General features: G+C 37.3%; 13 protein-coding genes. 5 read left to right on the top strand and 8 right to left on the bottom strand.

Annotation, left to right across the window (positions count from 1 at the left end; translation table 11 throughout):
- Positions 1 to 90 precede the first annotated feature (90 nt).
- From J4G36_RS18755 to J4G36_RS03950, 8 genes are all read right to left on the bottom strand, one after another.
- Positions 91 to 561 (bottom strand): prepilin-type N-terminal cleavage/methylation domain-containing protein, encoded by a 471-nt coding sequence (locus J4G36_RS18755; protein WP_305792216.1) that lies wholly within the window; start codon positions 559 to 561, stop codon positions 91 to 93.
- A 92-nt stretch (positions 562 to 653) separates the two neighbouring features.
- Positions 654 to 1,862 carry a type II secretion system F family protein gene (locus J4G36_RS03980; protein ID WP_210468778.1) on the bottom strand — a complete coding sequence of 403 codons (1,209 nt, stop codon included), beginning with the start codon at positions 1,860 to 1,862 and terminating at the stop codon, positions 654 to 656.
- Positions 1,862 to 2,902 (bottom strand): type IV pilus twitching motility protein PilT, encoded by a 1,041-nt coding sequence (locus J4G36_RS03975; RefSeq protein WP_210468777.1) that lies wholly within the window; start codon positions 2,900 to 2,902, stop codon positions 1,862 to 1,864. The genes J4G36_RS03980 and J4G36_RS03975 overlap by 1 nt, the downstream gene beginning before the upstream one ends.
- 13 nt (positions 2,903 to 2,915) lie before the next feature.
- Entirely contained in the window at positions 2,916 to 4,580 is a 1,665-nt protein-coding gene (locus J4G36_RS03970; RefSeq protein ID WP_210468776.1) for a GspE/PulE family protein, read from the bottom strand.
- A gap of 19 nt (positions 4,581 to 4,599) precedes the next feature.
- Positions 4,600 to 5,937, bottom strand: a complete 1,338-nt coding sequence (locus tag J4G36_RS03965; protein ID WP_210468775.1) for a VanW family protein — start codon at positions 5,935 to 5,937, stop codon at positions 4,600 to 4,602.
- A 399-nt stretch (positions 5,938 to 6,336) separates the two neighbouring features.
- Positions 6,337 to 8,079, bottom strand: a complete 1,743-nt coding sequence (locus tag J4G36_RS03960) for a sensor domain-containing diguanylate cyclase (RefSeq protein WP_210468774.1) — start codon at positions 8,077 to 8,079, stop codon at positions 6,337 to 6,339.
- 24 nt (positions 8,080 to 8,103) lie between these two features.
- Positions 8,104 to 9,807, bottom strand: coding sequence for a sensor domain-containing diguanylate cyclase (locus J4G36_RS03955; protein ID WP_210468773.1), 1,704 nt, complete (start codon positions 9,805 to 9,807; stop codon positions 8,104 to 8,106).
- 119 nt (positions 9,808 to 9,926) lie between these two features.
- Positions 9,927 to 11,132 carry a bifunctional folylpolyglutamate synthase/dihydrofolate synthase gene (locus tag J4G36_RS03950; RefSeq protein WP_210468772.1) on the bottom strand — a complete coding sequence of 402 codons (1,206 nt, stop codon included), beginning with the start codon at positions 11,130 to 11,132 and terminating at the stop codon, positions 9,927 to 9,929.
- A gap of 280 nt (positions 11,133 to 11,412) precedes the next feature.
- Between J4G36_RS03950 and J4G36_RS03945 the strand changes: the two genes are divergently transcribed.
- From J4G36_RS03945 to J4G36_RS03925, 5 genes are all read left to right on the top strand, one after another.
- Positions 11,413 to 11,823: a type IV pilus modification PilV family protein gene (locus J4G36_RS03945; protein ID WP_210468771.1), complete on the top strand. Its 411-nt coding sequence runs from the start codon at positions 11,413 to 11,415 to the stop codon at positions 11,821 to 11,823.
- Positions 11,816 to 12,310, top strand: a complete 495-nt coding sequence (locus J4G36_RS03940) for a hypothetical protein (RefSeq protein WP_210468770.1) — start codon at positions 11,816 to 11,818, stop codon at positions 12,308 to 12,310. Before J4G36_RS03945 ends, J4G36_RS03940 begins: the two co-directional genes overlap by 8 nt.
- A 2-nt stretch (positions 12,311 to 12,312) precedes the next feature.
- Positions 12,313 to 14,082, top strand: a complete 1,770-nt coding sequence (locus J4G36_RS03935; RefSeq protein ID WP_210468769.1) for a hypothetical protein — start codon at positions 12,313 to 12,315, stop codon at positions 14,080 to 14,082.
- Between the two features lie 116 nt (positions 14,083 to 14,198).
- Positions 14,199 to 15,065 carry an ATP-grasp domain-containing protein gene (locus J4G36_RS03930; protein WP_210468768.1) on the top strand — a complete coding sequence of 289 codons (867 nt, stop codon included), beginning with the start codon at positions 14,199 to 14,201 and terminating at the stop codon, positions 15,063 to 15,065.
- Between the two features lie 59 nt (positions 15,066 to 15,124).
- Positions 15,125 to 15,859, top strand: coding sequence for an ATP-grasp domain-containing protein (locus J4G36_RS03925; RefSeq protein WP_210468767.1), 735 nt, complete (start codon positions 15,125 to 15,127; stop codon positions 15,857 to 15,859).
- Positions 15,860 to 16,025: the final 166 nt, after the last annotated feature.

The following is a 16,025-nucleotide window of genomic DNA, read 5'->3' as shown; positions in this document are numbered from 1 at the left end:
ATCATCGAAGGAAACGAATAATGGGTCGTTTGCTTGGATGGTAAATGAAAGGAAAGACTACAGCAGCGGTGGGCTGCTGTAGTTCGTATATTAATTTTTACCCATTGCAGCTAATAACTTTTCCTCTGTTAAAGTATCAGATGTAGTCGTACCGTTTGATTGAGTCAAGCCATCAACGGTGATTTTTTTAATTTCTTTAAAGTTAGCATAATGGATTGTATACTCATTAGTCTCTGTTTCTTTAACTACTTTATCACCAGTTGTATCGTTGCCTGTGACAATATCTTTTTCCACGTAGCTTTTAAGTACAGTTGCATTACAAGTAATTGTTTTTGCAGTTTTATCTTCTTTACATTCGTTGTTTGCGATAGCAAGTTTTGCTCCTGATAATACAGTTGAAGCGTCAGCTAAAATTGCACGGTCATTAGATTTAGCAATAATATTCCCAATCGCCGGCACCGCAATCGCCGCGATAATCGCTAAAATAACAATAACCGCGAGTAATTCAATTAGTGTCAACCCTTTTTCGTTGTTCAGTTGTTTCTTCATATTTTTAAACATTTTTATTCCTCCAATTTTCTAATATATTAAGTACATATTGATAAATCCGGTCGAGCAGCTTTTTGCATCACCTCCTTTAATGAATGGATTTGTTAAATCTGTTCGTACAAGCTGAACATTGGAATCATGATTGCAAGGACGATTGTTCCAACGATTGCCGCTAAAAAAACAATCATGAGTGGTTCGATTAAGGATTTTAATGTGTCGACAGTTCGATCAACATCGTCTTCGTAAAACTCTGCAATTTTTTCTAACATATAATCAAGTGAACCTGTCTGTTCACCAATTGCCGTCATTTGTGTTACTAGTGGTGGAAAAATCCAACTCTTTTCGAGTGGTGCTGATAGTGTACTTCCTTGTTCTAAACTAGTTCTAGATTCCAAAACTACTTTTCCAATTACCGGATCGCCAATTACCTTCTCAACAATTGTTAGTGCATTTAAAATTGGTACTGAACTACTAAATAATGATGACAATGTACGTGTCATTCGTGCAATCGCTGATTTCTGGAGCAATTTACCGAAAATCGGCATTTTCAGTAATAAATAATGAACTTGGTAATGAAATGATTTGTTATTCTTAAATAAATAATTAAAGCCAAATACAGGTATCAAGATTAGTAGTAATAATAACCACCAAAATCCTCGAATAAAGTCACTAATCGCCATGACGAATAAGGTAATGAACGGTAATTCTGCACCGAAATCCGCAAACATGGCTGTAAAAGTCGGCACAATCGTCAACATGAGGAAGATAACAACAGCAATTGTAATAATGAATAATACTAGCGGATACATCATTGTCGATTGAATCTTCTTTGTTAACGCATGTTGTTTCTCGTAATAGAATGCTAGCCGGTCCAAAGTTTCATCCAAGTTTCCCGTTAATTCCCCAGCGCGTATCATATTGACAAAAAGGGGTGGAAAGACTTTACTTTCTTTTGCTGCGGCAACGGAAAAAGCTGTACCCGATCGAACATCTTCTTCTACCGCGAATAAAGCACTTTTCAACACCTTACTAGTGGATTGGTCCGCCAAAATGTTAGTAGATTCAACGAGCGTGACACCTGCACGAATAAGCGTTGCAAACTGTCTGCAATAGATGACAAAGTCCTCGTTTTTAACTTTTCCCCCAAGAGAAACCTGCTTGTGTAAAATATTTGTTGACTCCGCAATTTCCCTTGGATTTATGCCTTGTCTTCTAAGCTTTGCGATTGCCGCCGCTTCCGTATCTGCGGAAACGACACCTTTTTTAAATGCGCCCGTCGACGATCGACCACTATATTTGAAAACTGTTGACATTAATAATCACCTACAGTCAAAAACTCTTTCGCTTCACTGTAGTTAATGATGCCGTTTGTAATCAGTTGTTGAATAGAGACTTCTAGTGTGTGCATGCCTAAGCTTCTGCTCGTTTGAATCACGTTTTGAATTTGGTGTACTTTTTCTGATCGTATTAAATTCGCGATTGCTGCTGTTTGGATTAATATTTCGGTAGCCGCTACTCGACCACTGCCGTTTTTATTGATGAATAGTCTTTGTGAGACAACCCCTTGCAAGACGTTCGCGAGTTGAATTCGCACTTGGCTTTGTTGATGGGGTGGAAAGACGTCGATGATTCGGTCAATGGTTGTTGCTGCACTGCTCGTATGCAAGGTCGCGATTACTAAGTGACCTGTTTCTGCTGCAGTGATAGCAGTTGATATTGTTTCAAGATCACGCATTTCCCCCACTAGAATAATTTCCGGGTCTTGCCGAAGCGCTGCACGCAGACCATCGGCAAATGAGTTTGTATCTACCCCGATTTCACGTTGATTTACGATGGACTTTTTATGTTCATGTAAATATTCAATCGGATCTTCAAGCGTAATGATATGACGCGCCGCGTTTGTATTTATATAATCAATCATCGATGCAAGCGTCGTTGATTTTCCTGAACCGGTAGGACCTGTCACTAAGATGAGTCCTTGTGGTTTATTGGCTAAATCATAAAGAATAGGCGGCATACCCAATTCTTCAAACGTTGGAATCTTTGTTGGAATTAATCGAGCAGCGATTGAAATTTCACCACGTTGATGAAATGCATTGACTCGAAAACGGCAGATGTCACCGAGTGCATAGTTAAAATCGGTTTCACCTTTATTTTCAAACTCAGTAAATTTATCTTTCGGAATGATTTTCCTAGCCATCTTTTCCAAATCGATAGAGGTGAAAATCCGATCGTCTAATTGCCGTAGTTGCCCATCAACTCTGTAAACCGCTGGAATCCCGTAGGAAAGATGTAAATCAGATGCGCGTTCTTCATGTGCTTTTTCTAATAAATTGTCAATTGTGTTTGGCATTTCATCACATCCTTTATTCTGATGTCGCTACGCGTAGTACTTCTTCGATTGTTGTTAGTCCTGCTGCAATCTTATCAATACCATCTTCGACTAGCGTTTTATACCCTTGACTTTTTGCATACTGACGAATGAGGCCTGGGTTTTCTTTATTCAAGATTTGCGTTTTGATTGTGTCGTCAATCGATAAGATTTCGTGAATGGCGAGTCGCCCACGGTAGCCAGTATCATTACAAGAAGGACAACCTTTTCCTTCGCTAATCGTCTCCAACGTCACACCATATGACTCGAAAAATTTCACCTCATGTTCAAGAAGTGCTCGCTCCACGCGACAATCACGACATACTTGTCGCACAAGCCGTTGCGCCATAATTCCAAGGAGTGATGAAGACAATAGGAATGTCTCGATTCCCATATCGATTAATCTTGAAATGGATTCAATCGCGTTATTCGTATGTAATGTGCTTAAGACTAGGTGACCGGTTAATGATGATCGAATGGCAATTTGAGCCGTTTCAATATCCCGGATTTCACCGACCATGATTACGTCCGGGTCTTGGCGAAGTATGGATCGCAATCCAGCTGCGAAAGTTAACCCCACTTCTTCCCGAACTTGTATTTGGTTAATCCCTTCGAGTTGGTATTCGACTGGATCTTCTACCGTGATAATGTTTACTTTTTCATCGTTCAAGTAATTCAATCCTGCATATAACGTAGAGGACTTACCCGACCCTGTTGGACCTGTTATTAAAATGATGCCGTTCGGTTTTTCCAGCATGGAATGAAATAGCTTATAATTCCTATCGGAAAACCCAAGTCTATCCAAATCGTTTAATGCGTTGCCTAGGTCGAGAATTCGCATAACGATTTTTTCACCATAAATAGTTGGTAAAGTGGATAGCCGAATGTCTATCGGCCTGTTATTGACTACCGATTTTATTCGACCATCTTGTGGAAGTCTGTTTTCGGTTATATTTAAGTTCCCCATTATTTTCACTCGAGCAATAATGATATTTTGCATATTTTTCGGTATTGAGCGATCGTTTCGTAATATGCCATCTACACGATAACGAATCTTCAATTCTGTATCTTGTGGGTCGAAGTGAATATCGCTTGCCTGCTGAGCTACGCCGCTTGCGATAATTTGGTTAACAAGACGTACTATTGGCGAATCATCATCTGTTATTTGTGTATCATCTTCCTGAACCACTGGTATATTATCCTGAATGACTTCATCCATTGATTCTTGCAGATCATAATACTTGGTAATCGCCCTGAAAATATCATCCTTCGCAGCAATACTCGTTTCAATTTGGTAACCGGTGGCCATTCGAACTTCTTCGATGACGAAATAGTCCATTGGATCATCCATGGCGATTAATAATTTGTGACCATTTTTTCGCACCGGCATAATATTTGCACGTTTCGCTAATTCCTTCGGTACGATATGCATCAGTTCTTGGTCAATCGTTTCTTGACTTAAATGGATACGCGGAATACCGAGTTGCATTTCAAGAATCAGTAATAACTGCTGCTCTGTTATGAGCTTTTGTTTTATTAAATAATCTCCGATTTTTTCGTCTCGCTTTTTATCGTTTAAAGCTCTTTCCAATTGCGCTTCAGTGATAATATTCGATTCAATTAGCAAATCGCCAATTCGTTTACGTGTGGGACGTTTCACATGATGTACCTCCGCTTCTTTATTTGTTGTCGGAAGTAATTAGGTTTCCGCCTTTATCGTATTCAACGCTTTCATCTGTTTTATCATCTTTATCATTTGTGTTTTTATTGGTGTCTGATTTAGCATCGTTATTCGTTGGTTCTTGCGTTGAATTCTTGCCTGAATCTTCATCTTCCACCTTGGAATCCGTTGCCTCTTCGCTCGTGGACGTTTCCACTGGCACCGCTGAAGATACTAATATCACCCTATTCTTAGGGGGATAAAAGTCACGACTAACGAGTACGTCATCTTCGAATGAAGAATTCAATTCAGAAACTTTTTTAAATACTTGAAGGCGTAAACCATCCTTCCCTTCTTCTAAAACTTTTTCTGTACCCATCGCTAGGTCAGCAGAAAGTCTATAAATTGTTCTTGGTTTGACAAGCTCTTTTTCAGAAATATAATAAGTTATCTCGTATTCAGATTTGATTGAGTAAAATTCGACCATTAACTTGCCTTCCTTTAATGTGGCAGAAATCATGAATGGAAATTCTGTTTGGTTAAGGAATTTGAAGTCCTGATTTCTTGCCTGATTAACTTTCGCTTCAATACCAGGCTCCAAATATTTCGGCATCGTATTTTGGGAATGTCTTTCTAGTATCGTTAAGTCAGTTTGCAAGACTGCACTATATAGAGTAGATGCAACGAAATTGGCTGTCTCTTCACTATAGAACTCACCTACTTCTTCGAGCGTTTTCAGTAATGAGAACTGCTCATCATTGATAATTGTTGTCTCATTCAGCGCTTCAGCAATGGCTTGTATGCCTGTCCCATCTACAGAAACATCCTGAATTTCAAAAGAAACGCGTTCTAAATTATCAATAGAAAGGGATACTTCTGTTGCTGCCACAGAACCTTCTTTTAAGAATTCTGCATGCTCCATAATCGAATGGATTGTTTCCTCTACATAAAATAAAGGCGCTTCTTTCAATAACTCATTAATATTTTCATCGATGACAACATCAATTGGTAATTGTGTACTTTTATCATCCGCCCAAAACTTATACCAAGGCGTTTCGGTTAGCGTTATAAACTGATCAACTGTTTTACTAATATCAAAAGTAAAATAAGAGCCAGGTACACTAATTTTGCCAGTAGCACCTTCTACAAGAATGTCATTACTTTTCCATTTTTCAACTTCTGAAGCAACCTGTGCCTGGATTGCTACTTTTTTCGTTTCAGTAATTTCAATGCCTGCAATTGTAGCGTTTGCCGAACCATCTTTAGCAAATGCTTGTAAACTAGGATTAACGATTTGATAGGTTAGAAATATAATCGCTATTAAACATAATATTGGTAAAAAGGACTTTATTTTCATTGATAAACCCCCTCAATTCGACAGTTTTATCGAACAAACTACTAATTTATTTATTAATCGCTATTTTTTTATGATGAATTTAATTCCTTATTTTCAGTTTATACATTGAAATAGTAAATAGCAACTAGTTTTTACAAATTTCATCAAACATTGGAATAGTTATCCTTCTGGCATAGTGCATAATACACTATAAAAACACAAAAGGATAGAACTTTTGAAGTATGAACTTTTCTTCATAAGCTCAATTCTAATTACCGCTAGGCACTTACGCCCAATGCCGTTTATCATTGATTGACTTCGAGTACCGCTTCATTCCCTCCTTCTCGGTGGAAGGAATTGGATTTTCGTTATTCCCGACAAAAAAAGAACCAGCCAGCGCTGATTCTAATTCGTAACAATTTATAATCTTGTACCGGCTGCCTCGCCGTCTTCATATACGCCTACCAAATTCCTACCTGACTGTTTTCCACCAATATAAAGCGCACGGTCTGCATTTCGAAGCAAATCTTTTGGATGGTCTGCATCTTCTGGGGCTGTAGCTACACCTAAACTAATCGTGATATTGACTTCAATCGATATTCTGCCCAATGGTTTTTCTTCCGATAAATCTGGCGTTATAACGAAATTTGTTTTTTCCACTTCAGCGCGAATTTCCTCTGCAAGATTGGCAGCTTCCTCTTTTGTCGTATTCGGTAATAGGAATACGAATTCTTCCCCACCGTACCTCGCCAATGTTGTGCCAGTTGTAGTAAATTTTCTGAGCAACTCCGCCAACCTCACCAATATGACATTACCGCATTCGTGTCCATAGGTATCATTAATACTTTTAAAGTGATCAATATCCAGCATAATGACGGACAGGTTCGATAACTTCGCCTCTTGGAGTTCTTTCATATTTTCTCCTAATTTAAGTTCTAAATAGGAAAAGTTATGAAGTTTCGTTAACCCGCATCGCTCGCCTTTTTCGATGGTACTTTCATAAAACCTAGCTTTCTCCAATGAAATCGCAAAAAATCCGGTTAAAATATTAATAAGATGAACACTTTCTGTTTGAAACATATTTTTATGTAGAGAAGTCATGATGAGAAAGCCTTCTGTAACTCCATCCCGAATAATCGGGGCCGTTAATACACTTCGAACGTTAGCGTCAAATTCAAGTGTCGATAATTTTTTTATGTCCTTTTCATTAAAATAAATTCTTGTAAATAAAGCATCCAGTCCATCATCCGCCTTTTTAATATCGCGAAATATTAGACCTTTCACTTCACTTGTTAACCCATTTGGCCCGTTTCCCATAAGCGGAACAAAGTTAATTCCACTCCGAAGATCTACCACATACGCGTTATCATATGGAACTACCTCTTTTAATTTCACTAGAAACGTTTCAATAACTTCATCAAATAAAAGCCGATCCGCTAGTTCATGACCGATTGCAGAAGCACTCGATAGCTGATCTTTCAATGTAGTGGAACTGTTATACATTCTTAATACAATCAAAACAATTACGAAAGGAATCCCGATTAGTAGCAATGATTTATTGCTTAAATGTACATTTAGAAAGTATAAAGCGACTCCAAACGGTACCATGATTATTGTCGATGCGTAATCCCATAGCGCGCCTTTCGAGGTTAAAGAAAAAATATGTGCGTTGAAATGAAAATATACTTTTATCAGTAAATTATTAATAAGTGAATAAGTAATTGCGTAAATCAATCCAAAATAAAACACATTCGAAAAATCCATTGACCCTATGGTACCGCCCAGAGCATGATAAATTGTCCCGCTTAATAGTGATGTAAATGCGAAAATCGTAGAATTCACAAAAAATTTATGTGAAATTGGTAACGTACTTTTTTCCGTGAAAAGTATAAAAAACATCGCAATTTGTATAAAGATTATTTCAACGAAGAGCCCATACTGCAAAAAGATTGTCAACGTAATCCAACGTTCCAAAGATATCGTCATATTTTCAAAATGAATCGGGAGTAACATCGTTAAAAACATGATAAATAGTAAGATGACAATATTCATCCAATCAAGTTCTTTTGCAGGAAAATAAGCTTTTGCTAACAAGAAGGAAGCCGGAACGACAAGCAGCCAAATACAAAACATAATTATCTGCTGTTTTTTTGAAACATCCATTGTCATTCCCTTCCTTCCTTTTTACTATTTAATATAACCCGCGACACGATTTCGTCCCGCTTGTTTTGCGCCCATATAAAGTGAACGATCCGCATTCGATAATAAGATTTTTGCCTCATCAGCATCCTCAGGCGCATTCGATACGCCAATACTTACAGTAATCGAGAGTAGGACTGGGGCACTCTGATTATTCAAGCTCGGGTACACTTGAAATGCATAACTCTCTACTTCCGATCGAATTTGTTCCGCCAATAACTTTGCATCACGCTTAGACATGCCTGGAAGTATGAAAACAAATTCTTCTCCCCCATACCGACCAACAATTCCAGTTCGAGGAACATTTTTCTTTAAAATTCGGGCTAGCATTTGAAGTACTTCGTTCCCACTTTGATGGCCATATGTATCATTTACTGCTTTAAAATGATCGATATCCAATATTAATAAAGACAGTTCATCTATTAATCCTTCATTCACAAGTTTCATCTCATATAGAAGTCGTTCTTCCAAAAAACCAAAGTTATATAGATTAGTAAGTGCGCAACGTTCGCTCTTAATGACTTTTTCTTCGACATTGCGTGCTTTTTCTACAGATACCGTAAAATATGAACAAAGAATATCTAAAATTTGAAGATGATACTCTTTAAATGCCGATTTTCTTTGGGTTGAAAGAAAAAGCACTGTTTCAATACTTTGATCGCGTGAGATAGGTAAACAGAGAACACTTTGCATATCATCAGGGGCATAATCATTAGATACTTTCCCCCACTCTTCACGATTGGAATAAATTATTGGTTTATTCCACAGTACAACAGATCCAGCAATCCCTTGACCCGGTGAAAGTCGGTCAAAAATGAATTCAACGAATTCTCCATTCTCATAAGTGCGCACTAGTTCTAGCCAACCAGCCTGATGATCGAACAAATACACATACTCGGCATTAAACATTTTTGAAACCTTTTCAACAAATTGGTCCATGACCTTTTTTTCAGTTACATTATTCGAAAGTTGGTGACCTATTTCACCAGCCTGTTGTAAATGCTGATTTATTACTTCTGTATTACTATAAATCCGAAGCATATATGTCATAAGTAAAAATGGAATTCCAAGTAGGAATACCGCTCCAAATCCAACGTATTCGGATAAAAAATATACCGTCAATGCGAAAGGAATAATGCCAATACCAGATATATAGTCAAATAATGTTTTATTATATATATAGTTCCGAGGTATTTTTCTGAAATGTGCATCAATCTTAAATACTAAATCCCTTACCGATACATGGGAAAACTGATAACAAAAAACAACAATGATAAGCGGCCAGAAATCCAATAAACCAATTTCTCCGCCCACTAGTGTAAATACCGCGGCACTTACAATTGATAATACAAAAAATAATGTGGAGTTTAGCAAAAAGCGATTTAATAAGGAGATTGAATTGTTAAATGCAAATAAAATGGCAAGCACTGATAACTGCATCACGATAATTTCAGCGATTATCCCATATTTCAAGAAAACAGGTATTGTTACCCACATGATCAAAAAAAGAGGTTGGCCATTTTTTTTAATTGGATACAACAGCGTAATAAAACCAAATACAGTATATAGGGATAGATGTAGCCAATTGATTTCATAATCATTATGATTTAAAAATAGATAGATTAGCCCAGGCGGAACTATGACAAACCACACGATAAAAGTCCAGAAAGTAGTTCTATTATATGCTTTCATCATAATCCGCCTTTCATAACTTAGTATCTACTATCTCGCTGAATATACTGAAATGTTAACAAACTAAAAGAACTTTGTCACTTACACATTCGTATAAACCCTCAAATAAACATTAGTGCCTATCGGTATTTAAGGCTTGCTAAAAGATAGAGTGAACCTGTGACTATACACTTATTATTGATTTTCCTGCATAGTTCTATAGTATTACCTCGTGCGACTAGTACTTTCTTGTTCTCAAAATTACATTTAGCCATTAATTCATCTCCACTTGCAGCTTCTTTATGTGGAAATGTGATAAAGGTAAAAGATTCCGCTACTGGAATGAGTTCGTCCAATGTACCTTTAATGTCTTTTCCTTTCAACATCCCAATCACGAAATCTACCTTCTCATTTGGAAACTCACTTTTAATAGTATTTACAAGCACTCTCGCCGCTGCCGGATTATGTGCGCCATCCAAAAAGATTCCAGGTTCTATTTCCTGGAATCGATGCGGGATCGACGTATTTACAATTCCTATTCCGGTATCATCTTCTGAAAGTGGGACGCCAGCAATAAGCAGCGCCTGAATAGCAATCGCTGCATTGATACCTTGATGTTCACCTTTCATTTTACGACCACGCAACTTGATGTTTTGTTGACCTTTAAATCGTTCATCGTTTTCCATACTGAAGTCTTTCCCGTAAATTTGAAGCAAACTCCCCTTCTCCGCTGCTACTTGTGAAACAACTTGCATGGCTTCGGTTGGTAAAGGACCAGTAACTACCGGAATTCCTTTTTTGATTATCCCCGATTTATGAACTGCGACCTCATGTAAAGTACTTCCTAGAAATGCTGTATGATCAAGTGCAATCGATGTAATGACAGATACTATTGGCGTGATTACATTTGTACTGTCTAGTAACCCCCCCATGCCAGTTTCGACTAATACATAATCTGGTTGAAATCGTTTAAAAGAAATAAAGGCCGCAACCGTCAACAATTCAAAATCCGTTAACATGCCGCTTAGCTCTGTCATTTCATTAAAAGTTTGATTCAATTCTTTTTCTGAAATCGGAGTCCCATTCAATCGAATTTGATCATGAATGTCGAAAATTGCCGGAGACGAAAATACGCCAGTTGAATACCCATGTTCTTTCAAGACTGATTCCATAAAGGCTATTGTAGATCCTTTGCCATTCGTCCCCGATACATGAATAACATTTAATGTCTTTTCTGGATTCCCTATTAATTGCAGGACTTTTTGTATAGCTTCAAGACCGGGTTTTATCGCATCATCGCTAATAATTCCCCATCGTTCTTTGTATTCTTTCATTTTTGGAATCAATGTCTACCCCTCCGAAATAAAAACCATTTTGTTTCAGTATATCATGTCAATTGTTAAATTCGCTGTAGCGATGACGCTTACGAAGATTAATGTTGAATAATGTAAAAGTTACGGTTTTTCTATATAACTTTATGCCTGTTTATGGATAAATAATTATTAAATTACAAAATCGGTTGATTCTTTCGGCTTACTTATCTACAATGATGATAAGTCAAATTGACTGAATTTATTAAAATAATATATTTCTACCATAATTCAATTCTTCTTGGAGGGTCCATTTATGGAAAATGAAAAAGGTTTTTCACTCATCGAAGTTATCGCATCGATACTTTTGCTTACAATCGTGCTAACTTCTTTTTTTACATTTTTTATTCAAACGAATAAAGCGGCCGTTACAAATAATGAAAAATTAGTCGTCATTAATTTAGCAGATGCTGTTTTGGAACGTTTGAAATTAGATCCAACTTTGGACGAGCCCGAGTATGCTGAAAAACTTGTGAACACCTTAAACACCGGGAATCCATTTATATTTGACCTTGAGGAAATGAATGGAAAAGATTATAACGCTTCGATAAAAGTTACGCAAGATGTTGATGAAGCGTCTATTAAACTATTTAATGTCATTGTTACTGTAACCGCACAGAATGGCCATACTAAAAGTTCCGTAGAAGGGTATGTTTCTTATGACTAAATTCCTGAAAAACGAACGCGGTCTGACACTCATCGAATTATTGGCCGCTGCATCATTAACAGCTATGATTTCAGTGTTTGCAATTGGTTTACTGCTCAAGGGAATGAATCATTATAACGTTATTTCAACAGATACAGCATTCCGGGATGAGGCAGATATACTTATGGTTTCATTGGTAAAAGAGCTGTACACGACGAAGGAATCCGATATTCTTACGCGTCCAAGTGAAAATTGTACGGAGAATTGTTACTTTTTGATGAAAGGTGAAAAGAAGAGTGGGTTCGTTGGCAATGATCTGTTGATACAGGATAAAAGTATTTCAACAACGAATTCTAAAATCAATATTTCAAGTGAGTCAAAAATTGAACAGAGTAGTTACGGAGTTTATCAAGTAAAGCTTGTCCTAGAAATGCCCATAAAAAATCAAGATGTTACATTTGAAAATGAAGTTCGTACGATTAACGATGTAAAGTCGGAGGCGGATTGACTATGAAATTGGCTAAGCGGCAAGACGGTTATACACTACTTATCACACTAGTTTTAATACTTTTGTTTGTCGTCCTAGGTATGAGCTTAATGTCCCTAACTTCCAGCGGTATTGCAAAAAATGAAGTGCGGCAAGACATAACTCGCTCTGCTAGTCTTTCAGATAAAGGGATTGATCGGATTACAAGTGAGATTAATCACGAGCTAACAATTGCGCTAGACAGCAATAATGGACTTCCCCGCGATGAATTTATAAGCAAACTTAGACAAACCCTAGATAAATATAAATGCGATGGCTCTGGTGTTTTGAAATCTGAGTCAGGTGAAACAGGAGATTTTGAAGTATGTATTGAGAACATTGATGACACAAAAGATCAAAATGATGTTGTAAATCCACTTCGAAAACTCGTAACATTTGTAAGCGTTGGTCAATCAGGGAACAAAGAACGTACATTAGTAAGCAAGATGGAAATTGGAGCCGATAATGCACCGGAAATATTAAAATACGCGATTGGTACGAATATTGACCCTAAAGATGGTTTACAGGATGGCGAAGGTAATTTACTTCTTCACGGTGGCGTCCATGTTCAAGGAGATATGAAAGTTGACGGGAATATCATTTCACGCAATAAAGGATACGCTTACTTAAATGGTGAAAAGTGGATTGATAGTTTGTATCCATCGACCAAGCCAACTCCAGGTGCCGAAACCGCTAGATTAGTCCTTGGAAAAAAAGCATATACTTTTAATTCAAACCTTGGATATAGTAGCCATATATCCCGTAATGATTTTAATAGTAATAGGAACTACAGCAATCAAACAAATAACATTAATGCCCTTTTTCGGACAGGATTTGCACCTGTAGTAGTCACACGAAATCCGGTTAGAAGTCCTATAGGGATTAGTGATAAACAAAGTGTTTATAAATATGTGCGCTCGGGTGCAGCGCATGTTATTAAAACTAACTCTAGTAGAGTGATTACTTCGGCGGACTTTCCAAATTTAAAAGTGTTTCCTTCTTATGCATGGAGCAATAACGGCTATACTGATACAGGCACCTTTGAGTTAAGAGGCGATAATAAGTTCAAACAATTTTCGACATTGGGGAGCTTAAAAGTCGCGAATAATAATACGCATATTACAGTTTCAGATGGGCTTTACATTGATAAGAGCTTATCTATTGGAAACGGAAAAGAAAATGTAAACGAGTTTGCAGATATTTCATTAGAAGGGACCATGTTTGTTAATGGAGATGTAACGATTAAAGGCGCTGCATTGAAGAGTAATGTACTTATGTATGTTAACGGGAATGTCGATATACAATATTCGACAATGAATGGTAAATCTCTCAGCAACGGTAAAACAGGTACATTTATCATTTTTGCAAAAGGAAATGTGAAAATTTCCAACAACTCCATAAACCAGGATGCGCCTAGTCTAATTAAAGGCTTCTTCTATTCAGAAAAAGATTTGGAAATGTTTGGCGTAGGATCAAACATCAAAATTGAAGGCGGTATTTCAGCTAGAAGAATTGTATTAAATGCTATACGAGGACAAGCCAAAAGTCAGCGCTTTAGTGGATCTCAAAATTTTTCATATGGATCACGGGGACATTATTTCGAGGGTGAATCGGGACAAGGCAAAAATGGTGTAAAATCACGACTTCAAGTTTTATACGACCCCGATATTATTTCAACCTATTCCGACTTAAGACAACAAGAACCAATAATATATAATATCAATCCTCCCGTTGAAAGAGATCGTTCTTATTAGCGAAAAGGTTCATGGTCAACATTAGGCTATGAACCTTTTTCATTTTAAAATCACTATTCCCCCTTCGTATGGTAAAATTAGTGCAAGTATAGAAAATCATGACCGGAGGAATCTTTGTGTATAGTTGTTGGGTAGTTTATAACGGAAGTTTAACGAGTGATAAGTTCAAAGATCAAGCAGTTCTTATTAAAGAAGCCGCAGAACGTGCAGGTGTCCAAGCAGAGTTAAAGAAAAATTATGAAGTAATGATGGACCTTTCAAATAATTTTGCCGAACGACCAAGTTTTGTTGTCTTTCTAGATAAAGATATTTTACTTGCAAAGTTTTTGAAAAATAACGGTATTCGAGTTTTTAATGATCCAGACGTTATCGAAACTTGTGATAATAAGGCAAATCAATATTTGGAGTTATCGCGGAATGAGATCCCTATGCCCAAAACAATTATTGCGCCAAAAGTGTATCCATCATTTACAATAGCTGATTCTGGTTATTATGAAAAAGTTCTAAGTTATTTAGGACTTCCAATGATTATTAAAGAAGGTCACGGTTCTTTTGGCATGAGGGTGTATTTGATTGAGACTGAAGATGACTTTTATTCAAAAGTAGATGAATTGCGTGGGGTCGATTATATATTTCAACAGTTTATCGAATCAAGTCGTGGGCGTGATATTCGAGTTAATATTGTCGGAGGTGAAATTGTCGCGGCCATGTATCGTCACTCCGAAACAGATTTTCGCGCAAATATTACGAATGGTGGCGTAGCAGAAGTTATAGAGTTAACAGAGGCACAAAAAGCACTAGCAATACGAGCTGCGGATGCTGTAGGTGCTGAGTTTGCCGGTGTCGATCTGCTATTCGGAGAAAATGAAGAACCACTGGTTTGTGAAGTAAATGCAGCAGCCCATATCCGAAACATTTACAACGTCACAGGCATAAACGTCGCGGATGCGATGATTACATATATATTGAGGGAAATTCAGTGATAGCTTATCTTTATTACTCAAAAAAAGAAGCAATACGAAATTGTGCGTTCATAGAAGATTTGAAAAATGAAGCAAAGAAAATCGGCATAGATCTTCGATTAATAGTGGATGACGAAATACCAGATAAGAATTTAGATTTCATTTTGTTTAGAGACCGAAATCCAGAAAAAGCAAAAGCATTCGAACGAGAAGGTTTCCGAGTTTTCAATCGTGCCGAGGTAAACAGGATTGCGAATGATAAGCGGTTAACGTATGAATTAGCATTACTCCTTGGAATTCCTACTGTACCGACAACAAAAGTTTCAGATATAGCTGATTTACCCCCTTTCCCTATTGTCCTGAAAACAGTGGATGGACATGGAGGCTCGGAAGTAGAACTATGCAATAATGAATTTGATGCTAAAACATTTCTTTCAACCTATAGCAGTCGTCAAATTATTGCGCAGCCCTATATAGAAACTAAGGCACAAGACGTAAGAGTTTTCATGATTGGTGAAACGGTGATTGGCGCAGTAAAGCGCACCGGCAAGGGGACATTCAAATCCAACTATACACTGGGTGGATCTGTTGAAAAGTATACTCTTTCCAGCTGGCAGGAAAAAGAAGTATCAAAAATTGCCCGTGCACTGAAAAGTGACTACATTGGTATTGACTTCCTGTTATTGCCAGACGGTCAGTGGTTATTGAATGAGATTGAAGATCCTGTTGGTGCAAGATCGTTGTATGAAACGCATGACTTTTCTGTAGCGGAGAAATTGATGTGCTACATCACCGGCATATATAACCAGTTATAAAAATGAAATTCCATTTAAAAAGAAGTCCACCAAAATCTCGAATGACTTCTTTTTTCATTATAAATATTAAACGGGTTTTAAATTAATTAATCTTGCGCGAGTGTACGACTATAAAACTAACTTTAAAACTATCTACTATCGTTCCATAGATTCTACCAAAAAACTA

The organism is Sporosarcina sp. 6E9 (genome assembly GCF_017921835.1).
Lineage (GTDB): Bacteria > Bacillota > Bacilli > Bacillales_A > Planococcaceae > Sporosarcina.
Note: the sequence above shows the minus strand (reverse complement) of the source record. Positions and strands in the feature narration are given on the sequence as shown.

Coding starts and splice junctions, on each gene's coding strand:
- J4G36_RS18755 (WP_305792216.1), bottom strand. CDS start 561: ATGTTTAAAAATATGAAGAAACAACTGAACAACGAAAAAGGGTTGACA.
- J4G36_RS03965 (WP_210468775.1), bottom strand. CDS start 5,937: ATGAAAATAAAGTCCTTTTTACCAATATTATGTTTAATAGCGATTATA.
- J4G36_RS03955 (WP_210468773.1), bottom strand. CDS start 9,807: ATGAAAGCATATAATAGAACTACTTTCTGGACTTTTATCGTGTGGTTT.
- J4G36_RS03935 (WP_210468769.1), top strand. CDS start 12,313: ATGAAATTGGCTAAGCGGCAAGACGGTTATACACTACTTATCACACTA.
- J4G36_RS03940 (WP_210468770.1), top strand. CDS start 11,816: ATGACTAAATTCCTGAAAAACGAACGCGGTCTGACACTCATCGAATTA.
- J4G36_RS03960 (WP_210468774.1), bottom strand. CDS start 8,079: ATGGATGTTTCAAAAAAACAGCAGATAATTATGTTTTGTATTTGGCTG.
- J4G36_RS03945 (WP_210468771.1), top strand. CDS start 11,413: ATGGAAAATGAAAAAGGTTTTTCACTCATCGAAGTTATCGCATCGATA.
- J4G36_RS03975 (WP_210468777.1), bottom strand. CDS start 2,902: ATGCCAAACACAATTGACAATTTATTAGAAAAAGCACATGAAGAACGC.
- J4G36_RS03980 (WP_210468778.1), bottom strand. CDS start 1,862: ATGTCAACAGTTTTCAAATATAGTGGTCGATCGTCGACGGGCGCATTT.